This window comes from Pseudonocardia sp. CA-107938 (assembly GCF_050936315.1).
Taxonomy (GTDB): Bacteria; Actinomycetota; Actinomycetes; order Mycobacteriales; family Pseudonocardiaceae; genus Pseudonocardia.
Genome location: NZ_JBNJNA010000001.1, coordinates 5904663 through 5920972 on the forward strand (window position 1 = coordinate 5904663; position 16310 = coordinate 5920972).

Annotated in this window: 17 protein-coding genes and 1 pseudogene; 8 read left to right on the forward strand and 10 right to left on the reverse strand. The window is 73.0% G+C overall.

The genetic code is table 11. From position 1 onward, the window contains the following. Nucleotides 1-37: 37 nt before the first annotated feature. From ACQEVB_RS29220 to ACQEVB_RS29230, 3 genes are read right to left on the reverse strand one after another with little or no spacing between them, the layout of a single operon-like run. A complete protein-coding gene (locus ACQEVB_RS29220; protein WP_432978055.1) occupies nucleotides 38-883 on the reverse strand; it encodes an ATP-binding cassette domain-containing protein in 846 nt (281 codons plus the stop codon). Then, a complete protein-coding gene (locus tag ACQEVB_RS29225) occupies nucleotides 880-1887 on the reverse strand; it encodes an ABC transporter permease (RefSeq protein ID WP_432978058.1) in 1008 nt (335 codons plus the stop codon). Before ACQEVB_RS29225 ends, ACQEVB_RS29220 begins: the two co-directional genes overlap by 4 nt. Before the next feature lie 8 nt (nucleotides 1888-1895). Beyond that, complete coding sequence (locus ACQEVB_RS29230) at nucleotides 1896-2951, reverse strand: sugar ABC transporter substrate-binding protein (RefSeq protein ID WP_432978061.1); 1056 nt, start codon at nucleotides 2949-2951, stop codon at nucleotides 1896-1898. Nucleotides 2952-3086: 135 nt separating this feature from the next. Here ACQEVB_RS29230 and ACQEVB_RS29235 point away from each other — a divergent pair, with 135 nt between their 5' ends. From ACQEVB_RS29235 to ACQEVB_RS29250, 4 genes are read left to right on the forward strand one after another with little or no spacing between them, the layout of a single operon-like run. Further along, entirely contained in the window at nucleotides 3087-4112 is a 1026-nt protein-coding gene (locus ACQEVB_RS29235) for a LacI family DNA-binding transcriptional regulator (RefSeq protein ID WP_432978064.1), read from the forward strand. A gap of 53 nt (nucleotides 4113-4165) precedes the next feature. Continuing rightward, nucleotides 4166-4672 carry a pyridoxamine 5'-phosphate oxidase family protein gene (locus ACQEVB_RS29240; protein WP_432978067.1) on the forward strand — a complete coding sequence of 169 codons (507 nt, stop codon included), beginning with the start codon at nucleotides 4166-4168 and terminating at the stop codon, nucleotides 4670-4672. A gap of 42 nt (nucleotides 4673-4714) precedes the next feature. Next, nucleotides 4715-5539 carry an SDR family oxidoreductase gene (locus ACQEVB_RS29245; RefSeq protein WP_432978069.1) on the forward strand — a complete coding sequence of 275 codons (825 nt, stop codon included), beginning with the start codon at nucleotides 4715-4717 and terminating at the stop codon, nucleotides 5537-5539. 49 nt (nucleotides 5540-5588) lie between these two features. Continuing rightward, nucleotides 5589-5990 (forward strand): MmcQ/YjbR family DNA-binding protein, encoded by a 402-nt coding sequence (locus ACQEVB_RS29250; protein WP_432978072.1) that lies wholly within the window; start codon nucleotides 5589-5591, stop codon nucleotides 5988-5990. 7 nt (nucleotides 5991-5997) lie between these two features. Here the strand turns inward: ACQEVB_RS29250 and ACQEVB_RS29255 are convergent. From ACQEVB_RS29255 to ACQEVB_RS29270, 4 genes and pseudogenes are all read right to left on the reverse strand, one after another. Next, nucleotides 5998-6790: pseudogene (locus ACQEVB_RS29255) on the reverse strand (DUF3626 domain-containing protein). Between the two features lie 25 nt (nucleotides 6791-6815). Next, on the reverse strand, nucleotides 6816-7937 hold the full coding sequence (locus ACQEVB_RS29260; protein WP_432978075.1) for a nucleotide disphospho-sugar-binding domain-containing protein: 1122 nt from the start codon (nucleotides 7935-7937) through the stop codon (nucleotides 6816-6818). Nucleotides 7938-7973: 36 nt separating this feature from the next. Next, nucleotides 7974-8660 (reverse strand): thioredoxin domain-containing protein, encoded by a 687-nt coding sequence (locus ACQEVB_RS29265; protein WP_432978077.1) that lies wholly within the window; start codon nucleotides 8658-8660, stop codon nucleotides 7974-7976. Nucleotides 8661-8664: 4 nt separating this feature from the next. Beyond that, entirely contained in the window at nucleotides 8665-9165 is a 501-nt protein-coding gene (locus ACQEVB_RS29270; RefSeq protein ID WP_432978080.1) for a MauE/DoxX family redox-associated membrane protein, read from the reverse strand. A gap of 243 nt (nucleotides 9166-9408) precedes the next feature. Here ACQEVB_RS29270 and ACQEVB_RS29275 point away from each other — a divergent pair, with 243 nt between their 5' ends. Both ACQEVB_RS29275 and ACQEVB_RS29280 read left to right on the forward strand, forming a co-directional pair. After that, nucleotides 9409-10953, forward strand: a complete 1545-nt coding sequence (locus ACQEVB_RS29275; protein ID WP_432978083.1) for a hypothetical protein — start codon at nucleotides 9409-9411, stop codon at nucleotides 10951-10953. Nucleotides 10954-11016: 63 nt separating this feature from the next. Beyond that, on the forward strand, nucleotides 11017-11508 hold the full coding sequence (locus tag ACQEVB_RS29280) for a hypothetical protein (protein WP_432978086.1): 492 nt from the start codon (nucleotides 11017-11019) through the stop codon (nucleotides 11506-11508). Nucleotides 11509-11520: 12 nt separating this feature from the next. On the opposite strand, the gene ACQEVB_RS29285 is transcribed toward ACQEVB_RS29280, so the two are convergent. Continuing rightward, nucleotides 11521-12426 (reverse strand): cation diffusion facilitator family transporter, encoded by a 906-nt coding sequence (locus ACQEVB_RS29285; RefSeq protein ID WP_432978089.1) that lies wholly within the window; start codon nucleotides 12424-12426, stop codon nucleotides 11521-11523. Nucleotides 12427-12548: 122 nt separating this feature from the next. Here ACQEVB_RS29285 and ACQEVB_RS29290 point away from each other — a divergent pair, with 122 nt between their 5' ends. Both ACQEVB_RS29290 and ACQEVB_RS29295 read left to right on the forward strand, forming a co-directional pair. Beyond that, the gene (locus tag ACQEVB_RS29290; protein ID WP_432978092.1) at nucleotides 12549-12743 is read left to right on the forward strand and encodes a CsbD family protein; all 195 of its coding nucleotides are present in this window, start codon (nucleotides 12549-12551) and stop codon (nucleotides 12741-12743) included. A 118-nt stretch (nucleotides 12744-12861) separates the two neighbouring features. After that, a protein-coding gene (locus tag ACQEVB_RS29295; protein ID WP_432973438.1) for an IS5 family transposase occupies nucleotides 12862-13751 on the forward strand; the annotation gives its coding sequence in 2 pieces (ribosomal slippage) (nucleotides 12862-13234 and nucleotides 13234-13751; 891 coding nt in all). A 140-nt stretch (nucleotides 13752-13891) separates the two neighbouring features. Here the strand turns inward: ACQEVB_RS29295 and ACQEVB_RS29300 are convergent. Both ACQEVB_RS29300 and ACQEVB_RS29305 read right to left on the reverse strand, forming a co-directional pair. After that, the gene (locus ACQEVB_RS29300; protein WP_432964610.1) at nucleotides 13892-15472 is read right to left on the reverse strand and encodes an IS1182 family transposase; all 1581 of its coding nucleotides are present in this window, start codon (nucleotides 15470-15472) and stop codon (nucleotides 13892-13894) included. Nucleotides 15473-15538: 66 nt separating this feature from the next. Then, nucleotides 15539-16270, reverse strand: coding sequence for a GAF and ANTAR domain-containing protein (locus tag ACQEVB_RS29305; RefSeq protein ID WP_432978094.1), 732 nt, complete (start codon nucleotides 16268-16270; stop codon nucleotides 15539-15541). Nucleotides 16271-16310: the final 40 nt, after the last annotated feature.

Sequence of the window (16310 nt, forward strand, 5' to 3'; positions counted from 1 at the left end):
ACCGCAGGACCCCCCACCGCGGTGGTGGCGGCGGTTCTCACGCCACCGGTGGGGGCGGCTCCACCGCGCCGGTCATGATCGCCACCGCCTCCGCCATGGAGTGCGACTGCGGCGTGATCACGGTGGCGCGCCGACCGAGCCGCTGGATGTGGATGCGGTCCGCCACCTCGAAGACGTGCGGCATGTTGTGGCTGATCAGGATCACCGGGAGCCCGCGGTCGCGGACGTCCCGGATGAGCTGCAGCACCCGGTTGCCCTCCTTGACCCCCAGCGCTGCCGTCGGCTCGTCGAGGATCACCACCTTGCTGCCGAACGCCGCCGACCGGGCCACCGCCACACCCTGTCGCTGGCCACCGGACAGGCTCTCCACGGCCTGCCCGATGTTCTGCAGCGTCGCGATGCCCAGCTCGCTCATGTGCCGCTGGGCCTCCTCGCGCATGCGCTTGTGGTCCAACATGCGCAGCACGGAGCCCGCGAAGCCGGGTTTGCGCAGCTCACGGCCGAGGAACAGGTTGTCGGCGATGTCCAGGCCCGGTGCGACCGCCAGCGACTGGTAGACCGTCTCGATGCCGGCGCGGCGGGCGTCCATCGGGGTCCGGAAGTGGACCGGCACCCCGTCGAGCAGGATCTCCCCCGCGTCCGGGATGAGCGCCCCGCACAGTGCCTTGATCAGGCTGGTCTTGCCGGCACCGTTGTCGCCGATGACGGCGAGGATCTCGCCCGGGTACAGCTCCAGGTCGCCGCTCGCGATCGCGGTGACCGGCCCGTACCGCTTGACCAGGCCGCGGGCCTGGAGCACCGGACGGCGGACGCCGACCTCCTCGGCGTCCTTGGTGAGCGAGGGCCCCGACTGTGCCGATGATTCGCTCGCAAGCTCGCTCATCTCCGCACCTTCCTGATCCACTGGTCGATCGCCACCGCAACGAGCACCAGCAGGCCCACCGCGAAGCCCTGCCACACGACCTCGACGCCGGCCAGCGCCAGCCCGTTGCGCAGCACGCCGACGATGAGCGCGCCGACCAGCGTGCCCAGCACCAGCCCGCGCCCGCCGAACAGGCTGGTGCCACCCAGCACCACCGCGGTGATCGAGTCGAGGTTGTAGTCGATGCCGATGTTCGGGCTGGCGGACGCGAGCCGGCCCATGATGATCCACGCGCAGATCCCGTACAGCAGACCGGCGACCAGGTAGACGGAGAACAGCACCCGGGTCGTCTGGATGCCGGCCAGCCGCGCGGCCTCGGGATCGTCGCCGGTGGCGTAGACGTGCTTGCCCCACGCCGTGTTGGCCAGCGCGTACACGAAGAAGGCGAACAGGGCCAGCATGATGACCGACCCGTAGGTGACCCGGAAGCCGCCGAGGCCGAACGTGGTGCCCGTCCACGTCATGATCGCCGGCATGTCGGTCCCCCGGATGGTCTCGCTGCGCGAGACCACCAGGTTGAGCGACATGAAGATCGACAACGTGCCCAGCGTGACGATGAACGGGGGCAGCTTCACCCGGGTGACCAGCAGACCGTTCAGGGCACCCATCGCGGTGCCGGCCACGATCCCGATGACGATCGCGAGCACGCCGGGTACCCCGGCCTTCGTGGTCAGCGACGCCATGATGATCGAGGTGAACACCGCGATCGCGCCGACCGACAGGTCGATGCCGGCCGTCAGGATCACGAGCGTCTGACCCAGTGCCAGCAACGCGATGATCGTCACCTGGCCCAGCACAAGGCCCAGGTTGGCGGCTGCCAGGAAGCGCCCGTTGACCAGCGAGAACGCCAGGATCGCCAGGATCAGCACGGCCAGCGGGCCGAGGATGGGCTGGGCGTGCAGCACCTGCTGCACCCGGTCGACGGGCGTCTCCGGACGCTCGAAGTCCGTCGTGGCAGTACTCATCGAACCGATCAGCCCCAGCAGTTCTGCGCGCCGAACGTGGTGTCCTTGCTGGGCACCCCGGTCTGCGGCTCGTCGGTGATCAGCTCGACGCCGGTGTCGTAGAAGTCCTTGCCGGCGGTGGGCTGCGGCTTGGCGCCGTCCTTCGCGAAGGCCGAGATGGCCTCCACCCCGAGCTGGGCCATCTTCAGCGGGTACTGCTGCGACGTGGCGCCGATCTGCTTCGTCTTGACCTGGTTGACGCCGGTGCAGCCGCCGTCGACGGAGACGATCGTGACGTCGTTCTGCCGGCCCGCCGCCTTGATCGCCTCGTAGGCGCCGGCCGCGGACGGCTCGTTGATCGTGTAGACGAGGTTGATCGTCGGGTCCTTCTGCAGCAGGTTCTCCATGCCGGTGCGACCGCCGTCGGCGGCGCCCTGGGTGACCTGGTGGCCGACGATCCGCGGGTCCTTCTCGTCGCCGATGATGTTCTTGTCGCCCGGGTCGATGCCGAAGCCCTGCAGGAAGCCCTGGTCGCGGCCGAGGTCGACGGACACCTGGTTCGCCGACACGTCGAGCATCGCGATCTTGGCCTGCTTGCCCTCCTTGTCGAACTTGGCCTTGGCCCACTGCCCGATCAGGACGCCCGCCTGGAAGTTGTCGGTGGCGAAGGTCGCGTCGGCCGCCGACGGCGGGTTGATCGGGGTGTCGAGGGCGATGACGAGCAGGCCGGCCTGGCGGGCGCGGTCCAGCGTCGGCACGATCGCCTTCGAGTCCGAGGCCGCGATCAGGAAGCCCTTGGCTCCGGCCGAGATCAGCGACTCGATGGCCTGCACCTGCGCCTCGTTGTCGCCGTCGGACTTGCCGGCGAATGTGCGCAGGTCGACGCCGGACTTCGCCGCGGCCGCCTGCGCGCCCTCCTTCATCTTGACGAAGAACGGGTTGGTGTCGGTCTTGGTGATCAACCCGACGATCGGCTTGTCGCCACCGCCACCGCCGGATCCGCCGGCCCCGCCGCACGCGCTGAGGGCGAGCACCGCACCCGTGGCCAGCACGGCGGCAACCCGCCGGGACGTGACTCGCTTCATCCGCTGAACTCCTTCGTTCATCTCGCCGACAACGTTGTCAGCGCACTGTGGCCTGTGCCACCGTGTGCGCACAAGGGGCTCCGCGACAGGAATCGGTCACGGATCCGTAACGGACCACGATCACCCGGAGGCTCGATGGGCGACCGCCGACGGCGGACCACCCTGCGCGACGTCGCCACCGAAGCGGGCGTCAGCGTCAAGACGGTCTCCCGCGTGGTCAACGGTGAAGCCGGCGTCGCGCCGGCGGTGCGCGCGCACGTCGCGGCCGTCGTCGAGCAGCTCGGCTACCGACCGGACGTCGGTGCGCGCACGCTGCGGCGCAACGACCGGCGCTCGGCGTCGATCGCGCTGCTGCTGGAGGACCTGGCCAACCCGTACTCCGCGGCCCTGCTGCGGGCGGTCGAGGACGTCGCACGACCACGCGGCGTGGTCGTGCTCGCCGCCAGCCTGGACGAGGATCCCGTCCGGGAACGCGCGCTCGCCCGCGCCTTCGGCAGCCGCAGCGTCGACGGGCTGGTGCTGGCCCCCGCCGGGGACGACCAGTCGCACCTCGTGGAGGAGATCACCGGGGGAACGGCGGTCGTGTGCGTGGACCGGGCACCGGCCGGCATCGACGTGGACACGGTGGTCTCCACCGACGCCGCGGGGGTCGCGGACGGCGTCCGCCACCTCGCCGACCACGGGCACACCCGCATCGCCTTCCTCGGCGACCTCGCGACGATCGCCACCGCACGTCTGCGGCACGACGGCTACCGCGCCGGGCTGGCGGGCGCCGGCCTCCCGTACGACCCGCGGCTCGTCGTGCGCGGCGTGCGCTCGGACGAGGCGGTGCAGGAAGCGCTCACCGCGCTGCTGGCGCTGCCCGACCCGCCGACCGCCCTGCTCGGCGCGCAGAACCTCATCACGGCCGGGCTCGTGCGCGCGCTGCGCCGGCTCGACCTGCACCACCGGATCGCGCTCGTCGGCTACGACGACTTCCTCTTCGCCGACCTGCTCTCCCCCGCCGTCACCGTCGTCGCGCAGGACCCGGCCACGATCGGGCGCACGGCCGCCGACCTGCTGTTCGACCGGATCGGGGGTGCGCGGGAGGCGCCGCGGACCGTCGAGGTGCCCACCCGCCTGATCGTGCGCGGATCGGGGGAACTGCCGCCCGACCGATGAGTTCGCCTCCCTGGGAGGGTCCCCACTCGGAGGTCACAACCCGAGGAGGACGCATGACCGAACCGGTGGTCGACATCGATGCCCGCTACGGCGACGCCGAGGCTGCGCCCGTCAGCTGGTCGGAGGCGGAACGACTCCTGGCCGAGGCCGAGCTCTACTGGATCTCGACGGTGCACCCGGCCGGGCGCCCGCACGTCACGCCGCTGCTCGCGGTGTGGCGATCGGGCGCACTGCACGTCTGCACCGGGGCCGACGAGCGCAAGGCGCGCAACATCGCGGCGAACCCGCAGGTCACGATCACGACCGGGCGCAACGACCGCAAGGGTGGCACGGACGTCGTCCTGGAGGGCCGCGCGCAGCGTGTCACGGACCGTGCCGAGCTGGCCGCCCTCGCCGCGGCCTGGGAGGCGAAGTACGGCGCCGAGTGGCACTTCGAGCTGGCCGACGGCGGGTTCGCCGGCGGAAACAACGTGGTGGCGCTCGTCTACCGCGTCGAACCGACGACGGTCTTCGCGTTCGGCAAGGACCCGTACAGCCAGACGAGGTACCGGTTCGGGTGATCGACGCGGAATAACCGGAGGCTCCTCCGGCTTGTACGGGGCATGACGCAGAAGTTCTGGTTCATCACCGGTGCCTCGCGCGGGTTCGGCCGCGAGTGGACGATCGCCGCGCTGGAGCGCGGCGACTCCGTCGCCGCCACCGCGCGCGACACCAGCACGCTCGACGACCTCGCCACCAAGTACGGGGATCGCTTCCTCCCGCTGCAGCTCGACGTCACCGACCGCGCTGCCGACTTCGCCGCCGTCCAGGCCGCGCACGACCACTTCGGCCGGCTCGACGTCGTGGTCAACAACGCCGGCTACGGGCACTTCGGGTTCGTCGAGGAGCTGACCGAGGACGAGGTCCGCGCCCAGCTGGAGACCAACTTCTTCGGCGCGCTCTGGGTCACGCAGGCCGCCCTCCCGATCCTGCGCGCCCAGGGCTCCGGGCACATCCTGCAGGTCTCCTCCATCGGCGGGATCAGCGCGTTCCCGCTTGTCGGCGCCTACCACGCGTCCAAGTGGGCGCTGGAGGGCCTCAGCCAGAGCCTCGCCGGCGAGGTCGCCCAGTTCGGCGTCCACGTCACGCTCATCGAGCCGGGCGGGTTCGCCACCGACTGGGCCGGTCCGTCCGCGAAGCGGTCCGCGCAGCTGCCCGACTACGCCCAGTTCCACGAGGCGGTGCAGGAGCAGCGCAAGCAGCGCGTCGGCACCCCGGGCGACCCGACGGCGTCCGCCGCCGCCGTCCTCGAGATCGTCGACGCGGAGGAGCCGCCGCTGCGCGCGTTCCTCGGCAGCGCCCCGCTCGGCATCGCGAAGGCCGACTACGCGCAGCGGATCGCCACCTGGGAGAAGTGGCAGCCGGTGGCGGAGCGGGCGCAGGGCTGAGCCCCGGTCACCGGCCCGGACTGTCGGACCCCTGCCGCAGACTGGGCCGGTGATCGAAGCCCGGCACGAGCTGCCCCCTGACGTACTGGCCCGGCTGCGCGCGATCTGCCTCGCGCTGCCCGAGGCGGGTGAGGAGCCGGCGTGGGTCGGTATCCGCTGGTGGGTGCGGCGCAAGGCGTTCGCGCACCTGCTCGTCATCGACCACGAGTGGCCGCCCGCCTACGCCCGCGCCGTGCCGGTCGAGGAGCCGACGCCGGTGCTCACCTTCCGCAGCACCGGCGACGAGCTGGCCGCGCTCATCGCGACCGGTCCCCCGTTCCACAAGCCGCCGTGGCACCCCGAGCACGTCACGCTCACCCTCGGCCCGGACACCGACTGGACCGAGGTTGCCGAGCTGCTCACCGAGAGCTGGCGGCTGCAGGCGCCGAAGCGGATCGCCGACCTCGTCTGACCCACGTCTAACCCCGTGCGCCGAAGCGGGCCGTGCAGTGCCACACCCGCTTCAGCGTCTGCGGGTCGAACCGCTGGTCACGCACCGCTTCCCCGATCACTCGCGCGTCCAGCACGCCGTCCTGCGCGATCGCGCGGCCCGCGGCCACCACGTCCGGGCCGCGGTAGTCCGGGTGCCGTTCCAGCTCCGCGACGGTCAGCCGGAAGCCGTGGTGCCACTCGACCGGCACCGGCAGCGCCGCGGCGGCCGCCTCGACCTCCGTACCTCGGAACGCCGGGTCCAGCACCACCGCCTCCACATCGCGGGCCAGCAGCAACGGGCCGTGGACGTGGGCCTCGACGTAGTCGTCGAGCAGGTCCTTCTCGTCGGCATCGGCCAGCGCGACGAGCCCCGCCCGCGTCGCCGTCCCGAACGCCGACGGATCGAACACGCTGTCCGGGTAGCAGAACGTGGTGCGCGCCAACGTGGCCGCGGCCAGGCGCAGGTGTGCCGAGCCGAAGCGGACCGATCCACCGGCCGGACGCCCCCGGTGGTTGAGCGAGCCGTACTTGGGCCGGTCCGCGGGCGCCGCCGTGTCGTAGGCGCCGCCGAAGATGCGCTGCTCCCACCGCCACCGGTCGCCGCCGGCGTGCGCGGGTGAGCCCGCCGTTGCTGGTGCCGGTCTCGAACTGCGACCGGTAGACCCCGTCGGTGGCCAGGTGGGCCAGCAGCGGCCGGTCACCGACCAGCCGGTCGGGGTCGAAGTGCACGGTGACCCGCCAGCGCTCGGGCAGCGGCGCGCCCGTGGCCGTCCGCGCCACGTGGGCGAGCGCCCGTTCCACCGCGTCAGCAGGCACTGCGCGCGCCGGCCGCGGCGACGACGGGGGCGACCTCCGCCGGCGACGGCAGGCCGGCGATCTCGGCCGCCACCTCGACCGCCGCGGCGCGCAACGGCGCTGCGCTCAGCAGCGTGCGCAGGAGCGGCGCGTCGATCTGCGCCGCGGTGGTGGCCAGGCCCGCGCCACGGGCCGCGACCAGCCGTGCGTTGTACCTGCGGTCGCCGGCCCCGGCGACCACCAGCTGCGGCACACCGGCGGCCAGCGCCGCGAGGGTGGTGCCCGCACCGCCGTGGTGGACGATGGCGGTCGCGTGGGCGAGCGCCTGGTCCATCGGGACCCAACCGACCGCCCGCACGTTCGCCGGCAGGCCCGCCCGCACGATCTTCTCCGGGGCCCTGACCAGCACGACCTCGGCGTCGAGGGCATCGGCGGCCGCCACCACGCTGCGCAGGTGCGCACCCGCCCCGGGAAGCGTCGAGTGGCTCACGAGCAGCCGCGGCCGGTCCGACGGGCGCAGCACCCAGTCCGGCGCCGACCCGCTCTCCGCGACGCCGTCGGGGCGCATCAGCAGGCCTTCGCGCGGCCCGACGACGCTGCGCGGCGCGGTCGTCACGACGGCGGCCGGTACCGGCAGCTCGGTGACGCCGTACCGGGCCGCGGCGGCCACCATCGCGCGGTCGCGCGCCGTCACGGCCACCAGCTCCGGCCCGTCCCACAGCATGCCCGCGACGAGCGCGGCGGGCACCCGCCGGGCCGCGGCGACGACGGCGCCGGACACCGCGAGCGGTTCGTGCACCACCAGGTCCGGCGGCACAGCCTCGGCCAGCGCGGCCACCTCGTCGACCAGGCGGGCGTTGACGGCGCCGAACATCGGCCCGACCGCCGCGGTGCCGGCCGTGCCCCGCAGCTCCGGGCCGACCAGCCGCGGGTGCGTCGCGGCCAGGCGCAGCGCGAGCGGCGCGAGGCGCAGCCGGGTGCCGATGTCGTGCACCGGGAACCCGGCCACGCTCCGCAGCTCCCCACCGGAGGCGATCGTGACCTCGTGCCCCAGCGCCCGCAGCGCGACCGCGAGCGGGACGAGCGGGAGCAGGTGGCCGGTCAGCGGGGCGGCGACGACCAGGACGCGCATGACCGCACGGTACCGCCGATCACCGTCCGATGATCATCACTTGGTCGCGGCCTGCAGCGCTGCGTCGGTCAGCCCGATCCGCTGCCCGTCGACCAGCACCGTCGGGGTGCCGTTGACGCCCGCCTTCGACGCCGTGTCCGTGACGCCGGCCGCCCACCCCCGATAGGTGCCGCCGGCGATGCATTGGCCGACGGAGCCCGGCGCGCCCGCCTGTTGCGCCAGCGCGGTGAGCTGGGCGTCGGGCAGACCTGCCGAGTTCTCCGGTGGCTGGTTGGCGTAGAGCAGCTTCACGAACTGCGGGAACACCCCGGCGTCCGCAGCGCAGCCCGAGGCGGCCGCGGCCCGTGACGAGTACTGCGTCGACGAGAGCCGGTCCAGGATCGCGATCGGGTGGTAGACGACCTTCGCCTGGCCCGTCGAGATCAGCTGGTCGAGGGTCGCCCCTGACTGCTGCTCGTAGGCGCGGCAGATCGGGCACAGGAAGTCCAGGTAGGCGTCGACGGTGTGCGGTGCGGACGGGTTGCCGACGGTGACCCCGGCGGCGGTCGTCCCGGTCGGCACCGGGCCGCCGGACGCCGGTCGCTGCGCGTACCAGACCCCGAACCCGACCGCGCCCGCGAACAGCACCACCACGACGATCGCCGCGATCAGTGCCGCCGATGGCCCGCGGCGCCGCCCGAGCGCGCCCTTCCCGGCGCCCGCCGTCCGCTGCGCTGCCGCCATGCCGTCACTCCGTTCCCACGCCGGCGGGCCGGCGTACTCGTTCGTCGACCGGACGCCGGCCGAACAGTCCGTCCAGGGCGAACCGGCTCGCCGGCCACCTCGCCAACAGCAGCGCGACCAGCAGCAACCCGCCGTCGCGCGCGAGCTCCCACCCGTAGGTCGGCTCCTCGTCGGCGGCGAGCAGGCCGCCGGATCCGAAGCACCCGCAGTCGATGCGCAGCCCCCGCGCCCACGCCGACGCGATCCCGATCACGAACGCCGCCATCAGCACTGCGGACACCGCCGCGGCCGGGCGCACGAACGCACCCACGACGAGGAGGAGTCCGAGCAGGATCTCCACGAGGGGCAGCGCGGCACCGATCGCGGGCACGACGGGCTCGGGCAGGAGCTCGTAGGCGCGGACGGCGCGGACCGACGCGTCGAGATCGACGACCTTCGCGAACCCGGCCCACAACCACACCCCGCCGAGCAGCAGCCGCGCCAGGGTCGCGAGTACACGGGTCATGGATCACATGACGGTGCGCAGCGCCGTCCGGTTCCCCGCCGTGCCCCATCTCACCCGGGCGGGTGTCAGCCCGTCGTACGCTCACCAGGTGCCGAGCCGACCGTCTCCGCTGCGCCGTCTCGCGCTCCTCGTCGTCGCGGTGGCGGTTTGCACGGGCGCGGGGTGGCAGCTCGGGCGGGTCGCCGGCCCCGCGCTGCCGCCGCCCGGCGTCGAGATCCCAGCGTCGAGCGGGCACAACCACTGATGACGGCCGTCTCCGCGCCGGCCCCGCCGGTCGACCGCGAGTGGGACCGGCTGGTCACCGTCACCGGCTTCGGGCTGCCGGTGCTCGTGCTGGCCGTGGTCCCGGCGGTGCAGTACCCGTTCTGGCAGTGGACGGCACTCGCGCTCGCCACCCCCGTCGCGACGTGGGGGGCGTGGCCGATCTACCGCGACGTGCTGGCTGACCTGCGCCGCGGCACGGTCGGCGCAGAGGCGCCGGCCGCGCTCGCGGCGGCCGTCGCGTTCGCGTGGTCGGTGTGGGCGCTCCTGTTCGGCGGGGCCGGCGCTGCCACCCACGCCCACCCGCTCGAACTGCTGGCCCCCCCGTCCACCGGGACGGCCCAGATCTACCTCGAGGTCACCGTCCTGCTGGTGCTCGCCGCGCTCGCGCTGCGCCGGTTCGTCCCCGCGACCGCGCCGACCGGACGAAGGACCTGGGCCGGCCGCTGGTGCGCCCCGGCGACGCTGTGCCTCGCCGGGGCCGCGGCCGGCTTCTGGACCGGCGCCGACCTGGGCGGTAACGCCGTCACGGCCGGGCTGGCGGTGCTCGCCGTCGCCGCGCCGCTCGCCGTCGACCTGGCTGCACCCGTGGCCGCGGCCGCCGCGCTCCGCCGAGCCGACGAGCTGGACGTGCGCCTCGACGCGTCGGCCGATGCGGCCGCCGGCGCCGTCGACGTGGTCGTGCTCGGCCGCTCCCTCCTGTGCTCCCCGCCCGCCGTCGGCTCGGTCGCGCTCGTATCGGGCACGGGGGAACTCGACGCGCTCGCCGTCGCCGCGGCGCTGGCCGCGCACTCGCCCCTCCCGCAGGCGAGCGCGCTCCTGGGCGGCGCGACGTTCCCGCCGTCGATCGCCGAGGTCGCCGTCGACGGCAGCGGAACCGTCCGGGCGAGCACGGGAGCCCGGTCGATCACGCTCGGCCGGCCCGACGCACTCGACCTGGCCGTGCCGGTCGAGCTGGGCGCCCCCGATCTCGTCGTCGCGTGGGACGGGCAGGTCCGCGCCGGCTTCACCGTCGCGGCGCAGCGGCACCCCGACGCCGTCGACGCCGTCGGTGCGCTGCGCGCGCTCGGACTCACGCCCGTGCTCCTCACCTCCGCAACCGACGCTGAGGCGCAGGAGCTCGCGGCCGGCCTCGACATCGAGCTCGTCCTCCCGGCCGCGGAGGAAGCCGGGAAGGTGGAGGTGGTGCGGCGGCTGCGGGCCGACGGGCACGGTGTCGTGGTGGTCGCCGGCCCGGGCGCGGCCCACGCCGCCGCCGCGGACCTGCCCGTCACGGTCGGCGGCTCCGGCACCAGCGGGCTCGGGATCCCGACCGGGACTCCCCGCGCCGCCGCGACCGTGGTGCGGCTGGCCCGCCGGCTGTCCGGCGTCACCGAAGGCAGCCTCGCGGTCGCGTTCGGCGCCGCGCTGGTCGGGCTGCCCGTGGCGGCCGCCGGGCTGCTGCACCCGCTGCTGGCCGCCGGGTTGGGGCCGGCCGTCACCGCGTTCGTCGTGCTGAACGGGCTGCGGCTGCGGGGAACGCGGTGACGCTCGCCGCGTCGACCTGCTTCACCGGCCGGTGTGGATGCACTGCCCGCAGCCGTGCGTGCCATGGTGCAACGGCTCAACGCCGACCTGATCACGGGTCGGCTGCCCCCGGAGAGCACGGTTCGGCTGGCCTGCGACCTGCTGATGGTCGGCGTCGAGACACCCACGGTTGTGGAACTGGCCGGCGAATCACCGACCCGGCTGACGCTCGGCGATGCTGTACCGCTCGTGCGCCAGGTGTTGGTGGAGCTCGGCGTCGAACCGGTCGACCCCACAAAGGCGGCCTGGACCGTCGCCCGGGACGTCGCCCGCCAGATGCTCACCGGTGACCTGCTGCCCGAGGACGGCGCTGCGATGCTGTGGGATCTGTGGGAGGACTGCGAGAACTCGCCGGTGATCGCGCGCATGCTGGAGCCGCTGGAGGCGTGGCAGGAGACGCTTCCCGAGGACCGCGACGACGAGGCGATCAGGGACGAGATGCGCCGACTCGCCCCAGCCGTGGTCCACACCGGTGATGCGCGGCTCGCCGCCGAGGAGCCCGGCGGGCGGGCCTGATCCGCCGCAGGATCAGCCGCAGTGGTCCTCGTGGTGGGTGTGGGCGTGCGCCTCCACCTGCAACGTCGAGTGGGCGACGCCGAAGCGCTCGCGCAGCATCTCGCCGGCGTGGTCGAGCACCGAGCCGTCGCCGCAGGTCGTGGTGGCCGCGGCCGGCACGACGACGTGCGCGGAGAGGGCCGGGCGGCGGTCGTTGATCGCCCACACGTGCAGGTCGTGCACGTCGGCCACGCCGGGCACGGCGAGCAGCGCCGACTTCACCTCGGCGACGTCGATGTGCTTGGGCGCCCCCTCCAGCAGGACGTGCCAGACCTCCCGCAGCAGGCCGACGGCCCGCGGCAGGATCAGCACCGCGATGAAGAGCGACGCGATCGTGTCGGCGTACGGCCAGCCGGTGGTGAGGAGCACGACGGCGGCGGCCAGCACGCCGACCGAGCCCAACGCGTCGCCGAGGACGTGCAGCGCCGCGCCGCGCAGGTTCATGTTTCCCCGGTCGCCGCCGGACAGCACCGCCAGCGAGACGACGTTGCCCACCAGGCCCAGCACACCGATGATCAGCATCGGCAGGCCCGGGACCTCGGCGGGCGTGGCCAGGCGGCCGATCCCCTCGACGACCACCCAGCCGACCACGACGACGAGCGCCAGCGCGTTCAGCCCGGCCACGAGCACCTCGACGCGGCCGAAGCCGTAGGTGCGCTTCATGCTCGCCGGCCGGACGGCGAGCGCCGCGGCGATGAGTGCGGCGACCAGCGCCCCGGCGTCGGTCAGCAGGTGCCCGAGGTCGGCGAGCAGCGCCAGCGAACCCGTCAGCGCGGCCCCGGCGGCGCCCAGCACGGCGGCGACGAGCGTGACGCCGAGCGCCACCGCCAGCCGGCGCCGATCGCCTCCGCCCTGCCCGTGCCCGTGTCCGTGCCCCATGCGAACCACTAAAACATGCATACTTCTGCATGTAAAGGTGAGGGTCACCTCAGCGACGGTTTCGTGCTCGTTCGGGCGGGGAACCCGACCGTAGACCGGGCCCCCATCAGAACGGAGGAGACATGGGACTCGACGACAAGGTCAGCAACAAGGCCGAGGAGCTGAAGGGCGAGGTCAAGGAGGGCTACGGCAAGGCCACCAACGACCCCGAGTACGAGGCCGAGGGCAAGGGCGAGCAGGCCAAGGCCAACCTCAAGCAGGCCGGCGAGAAGGTCAAGGACACCGCGAAGTCGGTTCTCGGGCGCGACAAGACCTGATCCCGACCCCAGCAGTTCCTGACCACGGGCGGGCGCCGCGGCGCCCGCCCGTCGCGCGTCCGAGCTAGGGCGTGTCCTGTAAGGCTTCTGAGCTGCGGCCGGTGATCATGCTCCTGTGGTGGGACGCGGTGAGCTGACTGAGAAGGCCTGGGCTCGGATCGAGCCACTGCTACCACCGGTGGAGAGCGGGGGCCGGCGCTGGCGTGATCACCGCCAGGTGATCAACGCGATCTTGTGGAAGCTGCGCACCGGGGCGCCGTGGCGGGACCTGCCCGAGCGGTACGGGCCGTGGAAGACCGCGCACGAACGGCTGCGGATCTGGACCGCGGACGGCACCTGGGAAACCATCCTCGACCAGGTCGTGGTCAAAGACGACTCGGTCGGCAACGTGGAGTGGACCTTCAGCATCGACTCGAGCAGCGTCCGGGCCCACCAGCACTCAGCTGGAGCCCGGAAAAAGGGGGCTGCGCCACCGGATGGGTCGAAGCCCTCGCCGTCGAAGGGGAGGCCCTCGGACGCTCCCGCGGCGGACTGACCAGCAAGATCCACCTCGCCGTCGACGGGCGCGGGCTGCCGATGTCGGTGATCCTCACCGCGGGCCAGGCCGGGGACAACCCCCAACTGCTACCCCTGCTCGACCAGATCGCCGTGGACCGGATCGGACCTGGCCGGGCACGGACTCGTCCCGAGCGAGTGCTGGCCGACAAGGCCTACTCCCACCCCTCGACCCGCGCGGCGCTGCGGGCACGGCGGATCGCGTTCACCAGCCCGGAGCGGATCGATCAGATCCAGCGACGCCGCGCGAAGGGATCCCGCGGGGGACGTCCACCCGCCTTCGATCCCGACCTCTACCGCGGCCGCAACGTCGTCGAGCGCTGCTTCAACCGGCTCAAGCAGTTCCGGGCCCTGGCTACCCGCTACGCCAAGCGGGTCGCCTACTACCGCTCCGAGATCATCATCGCCGCCATCGTGTTGTGGCTGCGTGCCGACTTACAGGACACGCCCTAGGAGACTGCTGAAGAAGGCGGGTTCGGTGGGCAGGGCGCCTCGGCAGTCAGGCTGCGAGGGTCAGCACCCGTGGGTGCGACAAGAGGTCACTCCGCCCGGTGGGCAGCGTGGTGGTGTGGGTGGTGACCGTCAAGGCGGGTTTAGGTGATCGCCCATCCGGTGGTGGTGCGGTGCAGGCCCAGGGCGAGGAGTCGGCGCAGGTTGAGCGCGGCCGCGCGGTGGGACAGCCAGAGGTCGTTGGCTCGGGTGCCGCGGAAGCGCAGGCGGCGGTTGCCGCGGGTGAGCCAGGCGATGCTGCGTTCGACCATGGGTCGGTGCCGCCGGTATATCTCACCGAAATCGGCAGCAGCGGCGTGGGCGCGGTGCGCGCGGTGCAGTGCGTCGTGCGGGTGCAGCCGCAACGTTCGTCCGGTGGCCGAGGTGGTGCAGCGCGAGGCGAGGGGGCAGCCGCGGCAGCGGCGGCCGAAGGTGACGTTGCGGGTTCGGGTGATGTGAGCGGTCATCCCATTGGGGCAGGTCACCAGGCCGGTGGTCTCATCGATGGTGAAGTCGTCGATGGTGAACCCGCCGGGAACCGGGGGGCGCAGCGGCCAGGGTTTGATCACCGCGCGGTGCCCGGCATTGGCCAGCGCGGCGAGCATGTCCCCCGTGCCGTAGGCAGAGTCAGCCAGCACCTCCACCGCGTCGGGCGTGGTCTCGGGTGTTGTTGGGGACTGGTCGAGGTCGCGGTGGAGGAGGTCGATCCCGACGGTGGCGTCGGAGTTGTCTGGGCCGGACGCGGGGGTCAGGGCGGTGGCGGTGATGATCCCGGTGTCGGGTTCGACCACGAGGTGGGCTTTGTAGCCGTCCTGGCGCCGGTTGCGGGTCTTGTGGGCATGGCGGGCGTCGGGGTCGACGGTGGAGATGACGCGGTCCGCGGCGGTGCGCCGGGCGATGCGCCAGCGCCCGTCAGTGCCGTCTGAGCCCTGCGCGGGTTCGACGTCTTGACCCGCGACCAGCGCCAGCAACCCGACCGCCTCTGCCGCAGCGGGGCCCAGTTCCTGGTCAGGCAGATGTCCCAGGACCCGGTGGGCGTCACCGATCAGAGCGTCGACCAGCTCGGCCCGCGCTTGCTCGTCGTCCCAGGCGATGCGGGGCTTCCCGGGCTGGGTGTAGTCGTGTCCGCGAGCCTGGGTGGCGATCACGTGCGCGGCGTCGGGGACTTCCCGGGCGACGCGGCGGATCGCGGCGATGATCTGGGTGACCGTGTCCTGGGTGGCCACCGCGTCGTCGAGGATCGTGGAGTCCAACGCGCGCCGGTGCTTACCGGCCAGCGCGCCGGTCGCATCCACGACCGCGCGGACCGCGTCGAAGATCCGTTCCGGGTGCTGTGAGGCGCTCAGGCGGCGCCGCCAATAGGTCAGCGTGGTCGGGTGGAAACCCGTGTCGGTGATCGCGAGTCCGCACGCGGCCTTCCACCGCAGATCGAAGGTGAGTGCCTCGATCGCTTCCCGGTCCGACAGCCCATGCAGGGTCTGCAACACCAACACCGAGGCGACGTGCTCGACCGGCACCGATGGACGCCCCCGGCCGCTCGCGAACAGATCCGCGAACAGCTCGTCCGGGAACAGCTCGTGGCGGTGCGCGGCCAGGAACGCGAACACCCCGCCCGGCGGCAGCAGATGACCGGCTACGGACTCGACATCGAGCAGCTCACGCTGCGGATCAAACCGACCCTGCACACACCAGATCGTCCCAGCCCGCCGAGATCAACAACCGAACCGACATCCGCGATTTTCAGCAGTCTCCTAGTCCCCCGCGCCGGCGACGGGTTCCCGCACGGGTAGCTGCCCCGTGTCCGCCACGTCGGCGGCGACGTCGCGCAGCTTCACGTTCAGCCGCTGCGACGCCTCGCGCAGCACGCCGAACGCCTGCTCCCGGGTCAACCCGCCGCGGGCCATCAGCACCCCCATCGCGACGCCGATCTCGCGGCTGGAGCGCAGGGCCTGGTCGAGGTTGTCCGCGTGCTCCTTCTCCCGGGCCGCCGACACGGCCAGCGCCGCGTGCCCGGCCAGTATCGACGCGACGGCGGCGTCGTGGTCGTCGAACGCGTTGGGGGTCTCTGCGAAGAGGTTCAGCGCGCCGATCACGTCGTCCTGCACGAAGAGCTTGGCGGCGAGGATGGAGCGCACCGGGGTGTCGGCGACGGCCTGCGCCGCGAACCGCGGCCACCGGTCGTCGGTCGCGAGATCGTCGATGTGCACGACGTCGGAGTCCCAGATGGCCTCCAGGCACGGCCCCTGGCCGGTCCGGTACTGGATGGCGTCGACCATCGCCGGCACGTCGTCGGTGGGCGCGACCGTCGTGACGCCGCCGTTGCGGCGCACCATCGAGATCGACGCGTGCGCGCATCCGGGCACGGTGTCGACGGCGGCGCGGGTGATCCGGGCCTGGGTGTCCGCCGGGTCCTCCGCCGCCTCGAAGCGACGCGCGATGTCGACGAACGTCGCGGCGAGCGCGGCGTCGGGCAGGTCCTGCATGGGCGGAACCTAACCCAGCCCCCACACGGAAGGCCACGGC